We start from the raw sequence: 13,360 nt of genomic DNA, 5'->3' as shown, positions 1-13,360 counted from the left end.
ATGGAACGACAACTGGACGCTTACTGCGCGCATCTGCGCAATGAGCGCCAAGTGTCGCCCCATACGCTGGAAGCTTACCGCCGGGACTTGAACAAGGTTCTGGCGTACTGCGAAAAACAACAGGTCACCAGTTGGAAAGCCCTGGATATCCAAAGCCTGCGCAGCCTGATCGCGCGCCTGCATCAGCAAGGTCAGTCTTCCCGTAGTCTGTCGCGCCTGCTGTCGGCAGTACGTGGGCTTTATCACTACCTCAACCGCGAAGGCCTGTGCGACCACGACCCGGCCAACGGCCTGTCTCCGCCCAAGGGCGAGCGACGCCTGCCCAAGACCCTGGACACCGACCGCACCCTGCAATTGCTCGATGGCGCCGTGGAGGATGACTTCCTCGCCCACCGCGACCAGGCGATCCTTGAGCTGTTCTATTCCTCGGGCCTGCGCCTGTCGGAGCTTACCGGCCTGAACATCGACCAACTGGACCTGGCGGACGGCCTGGTGCAAGTGCTGGGCAAGGGCAGCAAAACCCGCGTGCTGCCGGTGGGCAGGAAGGCCCGCGAAGCGTTGCAACTGTGGTTGCCGCTGCGAGCGCTGGCCAACCCCAAGGACGATGCGGTGTTTATCAGCCAGCAAGGCCGGCGCCTGGGGCCTCGTGCGATCCAGGTGCGGGTCAAGGCCGCCGGCGAACGCGAACTGGGCCAGAACCTGCACCCGCATATGCTGCGGCATTCTTTTGCCAGCCACATGCTGGAGTCGTCCCAGGACCTGCGCGCCGTGCAGGAACTGCTCGGCCACTCCGATATCAAGACCACCCAGATCTACACCCATCTGGACTTCCAACACCTGGCAACGGTGTATGACAGCGCCCATCCACGGGCCAAACGCATCAAGGGCGGCGACTCATGAGTATCAAGCTGATCACCTTCGACCTGGACGACACGCTCTGGGACAACGTACCGGTCATCATCAGCGCCGAAGCGTCGATGCGCGAATGGCTGGCGATTAACGCCACCAAGGTGGGCGACCTGCCGCTGGAACATTTCGCCAGCCTGCGCCAGCAGGTGCTGCAGCGTCACCCCGAGCTGAAACACCGCATCAGCCTCCTGCGCCACCGCGTACTGATCCACGCGTTTGAAGAGGCGGGTTATCCACAGCCTGAGGCCAGGGAAATGGCGGATGTGTGCTTTGAGGCGTTCATTGATGCGCGCCATCAACTCACCGTATTCCCTGAAGCCGAGCCCATGTTGAAAGCCCTGCGCCAGCACTTTTTGCTGGGGGTGATCACCAACGGCAATGCGGATGTGCAGCGCGTGGGCCTGGCGGACTATTTTCACTTCGCGCTACGTGCCGAAGATATCGGCATCGCCAAGCCGGATGCGCGCTTGTTTGAAGAGGCGTTGCAGCGCGGTGGCGTGGACGCCGGTGCGGCAGTGCATGTAGGCGATCACCCTGGGGATGACATCGCCGGGGCACAGCTGGCCGGGTTGCGGGCGGTGTGGTTTAACCCGACGGGCAAAGTGTGGGAAGCATCAAAGCGCCCGGATGCAGAAATTCGTAGCCTGACGGAGTTGCCTGCGTTGCTGCAGAGTTGGCAGTAACACTGTCGATCAAAATGTGGGAGGGGGCTTGCTCCCGATAGGAGAGTGACAGTCGATGGAGGAGTCGACTGACCTGCCGCTATCGGGAGCAAGCCCCCTCCCACAGTTAGAACACCACAAGGCCCGGATAAATCATCAGCCATGAAAAAGCCCGCAGCGACGGCGGGCGTTTTCTGACAAGCAGGTGGCAGAGCTTAGATAGGTCGGCTGCCGTACTTGTTATCCGGCTTCTTGGGCGGGTCGGCAACCACATTGGGCTCGACTTCGACCACTTTGCCGCCTTTGGCAAGAAACTCTTCCATCGCGCGGGCCAGGGCATCGCGCTCTTTGTTCTTGGCCTCAACGCTCGGCAGTTCATCTACCGAAACAGCAGCCTTGGCTTTGCCTTTGGCCTTGGGCGCGGCGTCGTCGCCACCACTTTCATCGGCGTCCTCAGCAACGTCGTCAACTGCTGCCGCATCAAGACCGTCTTCAGCCTCGTCGTCCTCACCTACTTCAAGGTCGTCGTTTTCCAGATCATCGTCGCTCATGTTCTACCTCATGACTTGCGAAAAGCAGATTAGTTATAGCCCAGCTTCATCCTCTGTCGAGGCTGCCGGAAAAAAATCAACGTCCACCGGATAACCAGTGGCCTATGCCTCATCACCGTGCAAGGTGGCGAGGACTTTACGAGCACCGCCATGATCACGGTGCTCGCCCAGATAAACACCTTGCCAGGTCCCCATCGCCAAGCGGCCGGCCTTCACCGGCAAACTCAGCTGGCAGCCCAGGAGACTGGCCTTGAAATGCGCCGGCAGATCATCCGGACCTTCGTCGTTGTGCTCGAAACCTGCCCGGCCTTGCGGCACCAGCGAGTTGAAAAAACGCTCAAAGTCACGGCGAACCGCCGGGTCGGCATTCTCGTTGACACTCAACGAGGCCGAAGTGTGCTGCAACCACAGGTGCAACAGGCCCACACGACACGCCTTCAACTCAGGCAGGCCGGCAAGCAACTCATCGGTTACCAGGTGAAAGCCCCGAGGCTTGGCCCGCAGGGTTATCAGGGTCTGTTGCCACATACAGTTCTCCGCCCATCGGCGCGCATTCTAGCGCGCTCTGGGAAAAAACAAAGTGCCGAATACGCCTACATGCCTGTAAGACATTCGCACGCTAAAAAGTGCCGTGTGCGTCCTATCACAAACTCGACGCAAAACCGGCACAGCTTGTTATGACTGACAAACGCCAGACAAAAAAATGCCCGGCAAGCCGGGCATCTTTTTTTCGCGTACTTACAAGTTGTAGCCGCGTTCGTTGTGTTGCGCCAGGTCGAGGCCAACAGCCTCCTCCTCTTCGCTGACACGCAGGCCCATGACCATGTCCAGCACCTTCAGGATGATGTAGGTGACGATGGCCGTGTAGATCACGGTGAAACCGACGCCTTTGCACTGGATCCAGACTTGAGCCGCGATATCAGTCACGGTGCCGAAACCGCCCAGAGAAGGGGCTGCGAATACACCGGTAAGGATCGCGCCGAGAATACCGCCAATGCCGTGTACGCCGAAGGCATCCAGGGAATCGTCGTAGCCCAGCTTGCGCTTGAGAGTAGTGGCACAGAAGAAGCACACCACACCCGCCGCCAGGCCGATGATCAGTGCGCCCATCGGGCCCACGGTGCCGGCGGCCGGCGTGATCGCGACCAGGCCAGCCACCACACCCGAGGCGATGCCCAGTGCGCTTGGCTTACCGTGAGTGATCCACTCGGCGAACATCCAGCCCAGCGCCGCAGCGGCAGTTGCAATCTGAGTCACCAGCATCGCCATGCCCGCAGTGCCGTTGGCCGCCACAGCCGAGCCGGCGTTGAAGCCGAACCAGCCGATCCACAGCATGGCCGCACCGATCAGGGTGTAACCGAGGTTGTGCGGGGCCATCGGTGTGGTCGGGAAGCCCTTGCGCTTGCCGAGTACCAGGCAAGCTACCAGGCCGGCCACACCGGCGTTGATGTGCACCACGGTGCCGCCGGCGAAGTCCAGCACGCCCCAGTCCCACATCAGGCCACCGTTGCCGCTCCAGACCATGTGCGCGATCGGCGCATAGACCAGCGTGAACCAGATGCCCATGAAAATCAGCATTGCGGAAAACTTCATACGCTCAGCGAACGCACCGACGATCAGCGCCGGGGTGATGATGGCGAAGGTCATCTGGAAAGTGATGAACACCGCTTCCGGGAACAGCGCCGCAGGCCCGGTGATGCTGGCCGGAGTGACACCCGCCAGGAACGCCTTGCCCATGCCGCCGAAGAAGGAATTGAAGTTGACTACGCCCTGCTCCATACCGGTGGTATCGAACGCGATGCTGTAACCGTAGATGACCCACAGGATGCTGATCAGGCCAGTGATGGCGAAGCACTGCATCATCACCGACAGAATATTCTTGGAGCGGACCATGCCGCCGTAAAACAGCGCCAGGCCCGGGATGGTCATGAACAGCACCAGTGCGGTGGCGGTCAGCATCCAGGCGGTGTCGCCGGAGTTGAGGACTGGAGCAGCCACTTCGTCTGCCGCCATGGCCAGGCTTGGCATTACGATGGACAACAGGGCTCCGAGCCCTGCGAATTTACGCAGAGTCATATTGTTTTCTCCTGGGGCGTTGGGGTTTGGCGGCTTAGATTGCGTCGGTATCGGTTTCGCCGGTACGGATGCGAATCGCCTGTTCCAGATTGACCACGAAGATCTTGCCGTCACCGATCTTGCCGGTGTTGGCCGCCTTGGTTATCGCCTCGATAACCCGGTCAAGATCCTTGTCGTCAATGGCGACATCGATCTTCACCTTCGGCAGGAAATCGACTACGTATTCCGCGCCGCGATACAGCTCGGTGTGACCCTTCTGCCGACCGAAGCCCTTGACCTCAGTAACGGTAATGCCCTGCACGCCGATCTCGGACAGTGACTCGCGTACATCGTCCAACTTGAACGGCTTGATGATGGCAGTGACTAGCTTCATGAAAACTCTCTCCCGAATTGGTGGACTTGCCCCAGGAAAACAAACCCGTCTCAAGTCTAAGCGCAGTGCCTGGCTTTGTAACGCATCGTCGCAAGGGCAGTTGCCATTGCGACGCCAGCTAACCACTGGTGACGAAACCTGTACCCCTGATCCGTCGGCGCACTGCATTCGTCACAGCGACTGCATCAGTGCATGGGTCATGATCGTCTAAGCAGAAACCTTGCCAGCTCCGTAAAAACCACTGAAATCAGTCCATTGCCCACTTAAGCCCACCCGCAGGGCTGTCTGGCGGCCGCAATGCGCACGAAAACAGTGCGCCGCCGTCCGGCGCGATGCGCGAAAAGCGTGCGCCGCAGGCCGTGAAAAAGACTATAGACGCTGCGTGATACACTGCCCGCCAACAGTTTTCCGGAATATTTCCCATGCTCGCGCCCAAAGACCTCCTCGACGCCCTGAGCGGCCATGCCTCTCGCCTGTTCAGCGGCGAAACCCCGCTGCCCCGCAATGAAATCGAAAGCCAGTTCAAGGCCTTGCTGCAAAGTGGCTTCAGCAAGCTCGACCTGGTAAGCCGAGAAGAGTTTGATAGCCAAATGGTGGTGCTGGCCCGCACGCGTGCGCGGCTGGAGAGCCTGGAAGCGAAAGTCGCGGAGTTGGAAGCGCGGTTAACACCACCCGCTGAATAAACGCAGCCCGTGTGGAAGGGGGCTGGCTCCCTCCACACGCGCGTCACCTTTTTCTCTGGATACGTTCTGTAAAACCTCCGCGCTTCGCTCTTCCCCACCTCGTCTACCCTTGAAAAACCGCAGGAAGCGGCCCCCCATTTCAAGGAACGAGCATGTCCCTCGCCATTGTCCACAGCCGCGCCCAGGTCGGCGTCGAAGCCCCCGCCGTCACCGTAGAAGTGCACATGGCCAATGGCTTGCCTTCCCTGACCCTGGTGGGCCTGCCCGAAACCGCCGTCAAGGAAAGCAAGGACCGCGTGCGCAGCGCCATCCTCAACAGTGCCCTGCAATATCCCTCGCGCCGCATCACCCTCAACCTCGCGCCCGCCGACCTGCCCAAGGACGGCGGGCGCTTTGATTTGGCCATCGCCTTGGGGATTCTGGCGGCCAGCGTGCAGGTACCGGCGTTGATGCTCGATGAGGTCGAATGCCTGGGCGAATTGGCGCTGTCCGGTGAAGTGCGCGCGGTCAAAGGTGTGTTGCCAGCCGCATTGGCGGCGCGCAAGGCCGGGCGCACCGTGATAGTGCCGCGGGCGAATGCCGAGGAGGCCTGCCTGGCTTGCGGGTTGAAGGTGATAGCGGTGGATCACCTCCTGCAGGTGGTAGCGCACTTGAATGGGCAGGTGCCGATTGAGCCCTACAAATCCGATGGCTTGCTGTACCTGAACAAGCCCTACCCAGACTTGAGCGAAGTGCAGGGCCAGCTCGCCGCCAAGCGTGCATTGCTGATCGCAGCGGCGGGTGCGCATAACCTGCTGTTCAGCGGGCCACCGGGCACCGGCAAGACCTTGCTCGCCAGCCGCCTGCCCGGTTTGCTACCGCCACTGAGCGAACAGGAGGCTCTGGAAGTGGCGGCGATCCAATCGGTGGTCAGCCTCGCGCCGCTGAGCCACTGGCCACACCGGCCGTTTCGCCAGCCGCACCATTCCGCTTCAGGCCCGGCGCTGGTGGGTGGCGGCTCGAAACCGCAGCCAGGGGAAATTACCCTGGCGCATCACGGGGTGTTGTTCCTGGATGAATTGCCAGAGTTCGATCGCAAAGTACTGGAGGTGCTGCGCGAGCCACTGGAGTCGGGACATATCGTGATTTCCCGCGCTCGCGACCGAGTGAGTTTCCCGGCGCGCTTCCAACTGGTGGCGGCCATGAACCCCTGCCCTTGCGGCTATATGGGCGAACCCAGTGGGCGCTGTCGCTGCACGCCGGAGCAAATCCAGCGGTATCGAAACAAGCTCTCCGGGCCGCTGTTGGATCGAATCGACCTGCACCTTACCGTGGCACGTGAAACAACCGCGTTGAATCCAACCCGGCAGGCCGGTGACACGACGGCTACAGCCTCGGCCCACGTGGCCGAAGCCAGGGACCGTCAGCAACGGCGCCAGGGCTGCGCCAATGCCTTCCTTGATCTACCGAGCCTGCGCGAGCACTGCCAATTGCTGAAAGCCGATGAAAGCTGGCTGGAGGGTGCCTGCGAGCGGCTGACGTTGTCGCTGCGCGCAGCACATCGGCTACTCAAGGTGGCACGCACTCTGGCGGACTTGGATCAGGTGCAGGCGATCACCCGCGATCATCTCAAGGAGGCCTTGCAATACCGGCCCCCAGCAATCACTTGAGTCTGGCGTAGGCCCCCTCGCACATTTTGCACAGCGTAATCTCAGCGGAACCGATCCACTTCATGGCGCAGGCCCGCCGCCAACGTTTCCAACTCCTTAGCGGTAATCGCCAAATTCGACACCACTTCACGCTGCTCGCTATTGGCCAGCGCGATGCTCTGCAAGTTGCTGCTGAGCAAGGTCGCGGTGCTGCTTTGCTCCTGGGTCGCGGTGGTAATCGCTGCGAACTGCTGACCGGCCGAGCGGCTTTGCTCGTCGATACGTGCCAGGGCCGAGGCCACGTCGGCGTTGCGCGACAGGCCTTCCTGCATCAGCGCATTGCCGTGCTCCATGGTGCTGATGGCATTGCCGGTTTCCTTCTGGATGCTCTGGATCATCCCGGAAATCTCATCCGTGGCTTCGCGGGTACGCGACGCCAGGTTGCGCACCTCGTCGGCTACCACGGCAAAACCGCGACCCTGTTCACCGGCCCGTGCGGCTTCGATGGCGGCGTTGAGCGCCAGCAGGTTGGTCTGCTCGGCGATGGAGGTGATCACGCCGACGATTCCGCCGATCTCCTGGGAGCGTTGGCCCAAGGTGTTGATCACGGACGCGGTGCTGTTCAGGGCGGTGGCGATGTGTTCCAGGGACGACGACGCCTCTTGCATCGAGTTGCGACCGATACGGGTTTGTTGCGCGTTTTCCTGGGCCAGGCGCTCGGTGGCGCCCATATTGTCGGCGATATTCAGCGACGTGGCGCTGAACTCCTCAACCGCGCCGGCCATGCTGGTGATCTCGCCGGACTGCTGTTCCATGCCGTCATAAGCACCGCCAGACAAACCGGACAGCGCCTGGGCACGGCTATTGACCTCTTCGGCTGCCTTGCGGATATGGGAAACCATGGTCGACAGCGCTTCACCCATTTGGTTGAAACTGCGCGCCAGTTGGCCAATTTCGTCATGGCTGGACACGTTCAGGCGTGCACTCAAATCACCCGCGCCCAAGGCTTCGGCCTGGCGCACCAGGTCGCTCAGCGGCTGCAGCTTGCTGCGCAGCAGCCACACCGTGGCACCCACCGCCAGCAGCATCGCCAGCACGCTGCCGATCACCAGGCGAATCCCGACCGCCCAGGTAACCGCGCGGATTTCAGCTTTCGGCATGCTCGCAACCACGGCCCAAGGGCCACCGTCGAAGGGTACCGAAACACTGTAGAAATCTTCGTTCTTGTCGCTCCAGAAGCGGCCTTTGCCAGGGGTCTTGGCCAGATCCAACATCACCGGCACCGCCTGATCCAACGCCTGTACACCCGCCGGCGGTACCAGCCAGCGCTTCTGCTCGTCGAGCAACGCCAGGGAGCCGGTCTGGCCGATGCGGAAGCGCTTGAGGTTTTCGAACTGCGCGGCCTGAGCGTCGGTGTAGTCAAACCCGATGAACAGCACGGCAATCACTTTGCCGCCGGCGTCGCGTACAGGGCTGTACTGGGTCATATAGGACCGATCGAACAACACTGCTCGCCCGATATAGGCCTGGCCACCGAGAACACGTTGGTAAGCCGGGCCTTGGCGATCAAGCACGGTGCCGATCGCGCGGCTGCCGTCCTGCTTGGTCAGGGACGTGCTGACGCGGATAAAGTCGTCGCCGCTGCGCACGAACACCGTGGCCACGCCGCCGGACATTTGCTTGAACTCGTCTACTTCGGTGAAGTTGTTGTTGAGCACTTCGCTGCCCAGCAACAGGCTCGGCGTCTGCACCCCGGCCACGGTGACCGGGTGATCGGCCTGCACTGACAGCCCGGCGCTGAAGCGCTTCTCAAACAACCCCGTCAGGCGCTGGGTGCTTTCGCGCAACGTACTGTGGAAGGTATTGAGCTGGTCGGCGAGCAAACGCGCTTCGCTGGCCAGGTGCTCCTCGCGGGTATCGAGGTTGGCGGCATCGAGGGACCGCAGGGCGAAAACGGTACTGCCGCTGATGACGACAGCCAGAATCAAGGCTAATGCGAGGCCTAACTGGGAGGCGATCCGGGCGCGAGGTTGAGACATGACTGCTCCTGGCCGAGGCCAGGATCATCCTGATCTCATAGCGCTGCTCGGCAAATTATCTGGTGGGAAACGTTGGAGGACGATGGTGCCAACACACCTACTTCGGCGGCGCTCGGCAATACTTGAGCGAGTCGCAGGGGTATCACGCAAACGGTTGCGCGCCAGGCCTGCAACCCCCTCAATCGAGGCGCTCGACCGCCGGCAGGACCATGGCTTGCACTTCGCCCTGAAGGAAATCCGCCAGGCGCCGCAAGCGTTCACCACCGGGACGGGTTTTCGGCCACACCAGGTAGTAATTTTCCCCACTGGCCACCGCGGTCGGCCACGGCAGGCTCAAACGCCCCTGGGCCACGTCTTCGGCCACCATCAGCAGGTCGCCCATGGACACGCCGTAACCACGGGCGGCGGCGATCATGCCCAGCTCAAGCGTATCGAACACCTGCCCGCCCTTGAGCGAAACCTGGGACGACAACCCCATGCGCTCCAGCCAACTGCGCCAGTCGCGACGGTCTGGCGTGGGGTGCAGCAACTCGGCGCTGGCCAGGCGGTTTACATCCCAAGGCCCGTCGCTCAACAAGTTCGGCGCGCCAACCGGAATCAACAGCTCGGGGAACAGATAGCAGGCCTCCCAATCCGCTGGAAAATGCCCGTTGCTCAAGAGCACCGCGCAATCGAAAGGCTCCTGGTTGAAATCCACCTCATCCACGCTCATCCAGGCGCTGGTCAGTTGCACCTCATTGCCCGGCTGCAACGCCCGGAAGCGACTGAGCCGCGCCAACAACCAACGCATGGTCAGGGTCGACGGCGCCTTCATGCGCAAAATGTCGTCTTCGGCGTTCAGGGTGTGGCAGGCCCGTTCCAGTGCGGCAAACCCTTCGCGCACGCCGGGCAACAGCAGGCGCGCGGCTTCGGTGAGCTGCAAATTGCGGCCGCTGCGCTGAAACAGGCGGCAGGCGAAATGTTCTTCCAGGGTGCGGATATGCCGGCTCACCGCACTCTGGGTGATCGACAGCTCTTCAGCGGCGCGAGTAAAGGAATGGTGCCGGGAGGCCGCTTCAAATGCGCGCAAGGCATACAGAGGAGGAAGACGACGAGACATGTTGAAAGCTCCGACAGCGCAATGCCCGAACCCTACCAGAATCAATCAGGCATGAGTTTTAATCATGCGAACGATCGCTTTTATCCCTTTGTGCATTGGGCGCAGAGCGCCGAGAATCAACCCTCTCCCAACCCTCTGATTTGTTGAGCGTGATGATCATGCAGCATCCGGCACGTACCGAACTCTGGGCCATTCTGCGGCTGTCAGGGCCGCTGATTGCCTCGCAGTTGGCGCACATGTTGATGGTGCTGACAGACACCTTGATGATGGCGCGCCTGAGCCCGGAAGCCCTGGCTGGCGGCGGCCTGGGCGCGGCGAGTTATTCGTTCGTGTCGATCTTCTGCATCGGCGTGATTGCCGCCGTGGGGACGCTGGTCGCTATCCGTCACGGCGCCGGCGATATCGAAGGCGCCACCCGCCTGACCCAGGCCGGGCTCTGGCTTGCCTGGCTGATGGCCCTGGCGGCGGCCTTGCTGCTATGGAACCTCAAACCGGTGCTGCTGATGTTCGGCCAGACCGAAACCAACGTGCAGTCGGCGGGACAGTTCCTCACGGTGCTGCCGTTCGCCTTGCCCGGCTACCTGAGCTTCATGGCTTTGCGCGGCTTCACCAGTGCCATCGGCAAGGTCACCCCGGTGATGGTGATCAGCCTCGGCGGCACGGTGCTCAACTACCTGCTCAATCACGCGCTGATCGAAGGCATGTTCGGCCTGCCGAAACTCGGCTTGATGGGCATCGGCCTGGTCACCGCCATCGTCGCCAATGGCATGGCGCTGGCGCTGATGTGGTACATCCGCAGCAACCGCGCCTACGCTGCCTACCCGCTGAGCAACGGCCTGCTGCGCCTCAACACCCACTATCTGCGCGAATTGTGGCGCCTGGGCCTGCCGATTGGCGGCACCTACGCGGTGGAGGTCGGGTTGTTCGCCTTTGCCGCGCTGTGCATGGGTACCATGGGCAGTACGCAGTTGGCGGCGCATCAGATCGCCCTGCAAATTGTCTCGGTGGCGTTCATGGTTCCGGCCGGCATGTCCTACGCGGTGACCATGCGCATCGGCCAGCACTATGGGGCCGGGCAATTGCTGCAAGCGCGCATGGCGGGGCGAGTGGGGATCAGTTTTGGCGCGGCGGTGATGTTGGGATTTGCCGCCGTGCTGTGGCTGTTTTCCGACCCTTTGATCGGGCTCTTCCTCGACCATGACGACCCGGCGTTCCACGACGTGATCGTGCTGGCAGTCAGCCTGTTGGCCGTCGCGGCCTGGTTCGAGCTGTTCGATGGCGTGCAGACCATCGCCATGGGCTGCATCCGAGGGCTCAAGGATGCCAAGACCACCTTTCTGGTGGGCTTGGGATGCTACTGGCTGATCGGCGCGCCTTCGGCCTGGCTGATGGCCTTCACCCTGGGCTGGGGGCCGACCGGTGTGTGGTGGGGTTTGGCGTTGGGCCTGGCGTGTGCAGCGGTCAGCCTGACTTGGGCGTTTGAAGCGAAGATGAAGCGAATGATTCGCCAGGAACCGCAAGTACACGCGAAATTCCCAGCCATGCAACCTGACTAGCGCGGGCACTTGGGTTGGGTTTACAGCTCAACCCAGTAACGCCTGCTGGCCCTTGTCGAACTTCAAGTACTCCACCAACTCCGGCAGCGGCAACGGTTTGCTGATCAGGTAACCCTGGGCCTGGTCGCAGCCAAACAGCCTCAGCAACGCGAGTTGCTCCGGGGTTTCCACGCCTTCGGCCACCACTTCCAGGTTGAGATTGTGTGCCAGGTTGATCATCGCGTGTACCAGCTTGCGGTTCTCTTCGCGCTCTTCCATGCCGCCGACAAAGCTCTTGTCGATCTTCAACAAGGCGATCGGCAAGCTATTGAGGTGCACGAACGATGAGAAACCGGTACCGAAGTCATCCAGGGAAAACCGCACACCCAGGCGACCGAGGGCATCCATGGTCTGCTTGACCAGGTCACTGCGGCGCATCACGGCGGTTTCGGTCAGCTCGAACTCCAACCACTGCGCCTCCACGCCGCGCTCGCTGATCAGCCGGCTGAGCGTGGAGAGCAACTGGCTGTCCTGGAACTGGCGGAACGACAGGTTGACCGCCATGTGCAGCGGCGGCAGGCCGCGTTCGCGCAGGTCTTGCATGTCGCGCAGGGCCCGGGAGATCACCCAGTAGCCCAGCGGTACGATCAGGCCGCTCTGTTCGGCCAGGGGCACGAATTCGCTGGGGGGCAACAGGCCGCGTTCGCCGTGGCGCCAGCGCACCAGGGCCTCAAGGCCGACGATATGCCCATCGTCCAGATCCAGGCGTGGCTGGTAATGCAACTCCAACTCATCGCGACGCAGGGCACGGCGCAGTTCACTTTCCAGGTCGGCCAGGCTGCGCGCATTGCGGTTGATGCGTTCGTTGAAGATATGAAAGGTGCAGCCCTGAGTGCTTTTGGCTTGCTGCATGGCGATATGGGCGTGCCACATCAGCGGGTCGGCGCCGGCGCGCGCACGGGCATGCGCCACGCCCAGGCTGCAACCGATCAGCAGGCTTTCGCCATCTACCCAGTAAGGTTCGGCCATCGCTTCGGTAATGCGCTCGGCCATCCATTCGGCGCGCTGGGGCGCACGGCGGGTGTCGATCAACAGCGCAAATTCATCGCTGCCCAGGCGGGCCAGTTGGTCGCCGACCTCAAGCTGGTTCTTGAGCCGCGAGACCACCTGCAGGATCAACCGGTCGCCGGCCTGGTGGCCGAGGGCGTCGTTGGCGTGACGGAAATTGTCGAGGTCCAGGTGACCGAGGGCCAGGCCGCGACCTTCGTTCTCGGCCAGCCGCGCGGCCAGCAGGGTCTGGAAACCCTGGCGGTTGGCGATACCGGTGAGCGGGTCTTGCTCGGCCAGGCGCTGCAGGGTGTTTTCCAGCACACCACGCTCGCGCACATGGCGCAGGCAACGGCGCACAGTGTCGGCGTCCAATCCATCATGGATCAGCCAATCACTGACGCCCAACGGCGCTACCAACGGCTCCTCTTCCAGCAGCAACACGCACGGCAGGCTGCAACGGCCAGGCCCGGGCTGCAGGCTGGGCGTGGTCAATAGCACGGCGCTTTGGTCGTCATCGAACAGACGACTCACCGAGTCCCAGTTGGGTGCGCTGATCAGCACAGCCCCTTCGCCCATCGGCGCCAGGCACTCGCGCAACAAAGCTGCCCACTCAGGCGCATCGGCCAATAGCAGCAAACGCAAGGGTTCGACAGGCGTAGACAAGCTAGCTCCCTAGACTCTGCAAAAATTCGTTGGCGGCGGGCATTATGACGTGCGACCTGACAATCACCAATGACAGGGGTTATCAAATACGC

Annotated in this window: 12 protein-coding genes; 5 read left to right on the top strand and 7 right to left on the bottom strand. The window is 61.9% G+C overall.

All coding sequences use genetic code 11. The annotated features are described in order from the left end of the window. Both xerC and AB4O23_RS05030 read left to right on the top strand, forming a co-directional pair. On the top strand, window positions 1–900 hold the full coding sequence (gene xerC, locus AB4O23_RS05035) for a tyrosine recombinase XerC (protein WP_065879265.1): 900 nt from the start codon (window positions 1–3) through the stop codon (window positions 898–900). After that, complete coding sequence (locus AB4O23_RS05030; RefSeq protein WP_065879264.1) at window positions 897–1,592, top strand: HAD family hydrolase; 696 nt, start codon at window positions 897–899, stop codon at window positions 1,590–1,592. The genes xerC and AB4O23_RS05030 overlap by 4 nt, the downstream gene beginning before the upstream one ends. Before the next feature lie 194 nt (window positions 1,593–1,786). Here AB4O23_RS05030 and sutA read toward each other — a convergent pair whose 3' ends face one another. The 4 genes from sutA to glnK all read right to left on the bottom strand — a co-directional run bounded on the left by sutA (window position 1,787) and on the right by glnK (window position 4,571). Further along, window positions 1,787–2,122, bottom strand: coding sequence for a transcriptional regulator SutA (sutA, locus tag AB4O23_RS05025; protein ID WP_017526843.1), 336 nt, complete (start codon window positions 2,120–2,122; stop codon window positions 1,787–1,789). Window positions 2,123–2,224: 102 nt separating this feature from the next. After that, a complete protein-coding gene (locus tag AB4O23_RS05020) occupies window positions 2,225–2,650 on the bottom strand; it encodes a secondary thiamine-phosphate synthase enzyme YjbQ (protein ID WP_017526842.1) in 426 nt (141 codons plus the stop codon). 210 nt (window positions 2,651–2,860) lie between these two features. Next, on the bottom strand, window positions 2,861–4,198 hold the full coding sequence (locus AB4O23_RS05015; RefSeq protein ID WP_017526841.1) for an ammonium transporter: 1,338 nt from the start codon (window positions 4,196–4,198) through the stop codon (window positions 2,861–2,863). Between the two features lie 34 nt (window positions 4,199–4,232). Further along, window positions 4,233–4,571, bottom strand: coding sequence for a P-II family nitrogen regulator (gene glnK / locus AB4O23_RS05010; protein ID WP_002555808.1), 339 nt, complete (start codon window positions 4,569–4,571; stop codon window positions 4,233–4,235). 422 nt (window positions 4,572–4,993) lie between these two features. Between glnK and AB4O23_RS05005 the strand changes: the two genes are divergently transcribed. Next, a complete protein-coding gene (locus AB4O23_RS05005; protein ID WP_017526840.1) occupies window positions 4,994–5,254 on the top strand; it encodes an accessory factor UbiK family protein in 261 nt (86 codons plus the stop codon). 152 nt (window positions 5,255–5,406) lie between these two features. Continuing rightward, window positions 5,407–6,903, top strand: coding sequence for a YifB family Mg chelatase-like AAA ATPase (locus tag AB4O23_RS05000; protein ID WP_017526839.1), 1,497 nt, complete (start codon window positions 5,407–5,409; stop codon window positions 6,901–6,903). A gap of 41 nt (window positions 6,904–6,944) precedes the next feature. On the opposite strand, the gene AB4O23_RS04995 is transcribed toward AB4O23_RS05000, so the two are convergent. Both AB4O23_RS04995 and AB4O23_RS04990 read right to left on the bottom strand, forming a co-directional pair. Beyond that, window positions 6,945–8,921 carry a methyl-accepting chemotaxis protein gene (locus AB4O23_RS04995; RefSeq protein WP_017526838.1) on the bottom strand — a complete coding sequence of 659 codons (1,977 nt, stop codon included), beginning with the start codon at window positions 8,919–8,921 and terminating at the stop codon, window positions 6,945–6,947. Window positions 8,922–9,099: 178 nt separating this feature from the next. After that, window positions 9,100–10,020, bottom strand: coding sequence for a LysR substrate-binding domain-containing protein (locus AB4O23_RS04990; RefSeq protein WP_460062485.1), 921 nt, complete (start codon window positions 10,018–10,020; stop codon window positions 9,100–9,102). Between the two features lie 152 nt (window positions 10,021–10,172). On the opposite strand from AB4O23_RS04990, the gene AB4O23_RS04985 reads away from it, so the two are divergent. Then, window positions 10,173–11,576 carry a NorM family multidrug efflux MATE transporter gene (locus AB4O23_RS04985; protein WP_460150403.1) on the top strand — a complete coding sequence of 468 codons (1,404 nt, stop codon included), beginning with the start codon at window positions 10,173–10,175 and terminating at the stop codon, window positions 11,574–11,576. A gap of 27 nt (window positions 11,577–11,603) precedes the next feature. Here the strand turns inward: AB4O23_RS04985 and AB4O23_RS04980 are convergent, their stop codons facing one another. Beyond that, window positions 11,604–13,268, bottom strand: a complete 1,665-nt coding sequence (locus AB4O23_RS04980) for a putative bifunctional diguanylate cyclase/phosphodiesterase (RefSeq protein ID WP_017526835.1) — start codon at window positions 13,266–13,268, stop codon at window positions 11,604–11,606. Window positions 13,269–13,360 lie beyond the last annotated feature (92 nt).

It is taken from the genome of Pseudomonas sp. H2_A10 (assembly GCF_054680085.1).
This window is presented reverse-complemented; position numbering and strand designations above follow the sequence as displayed.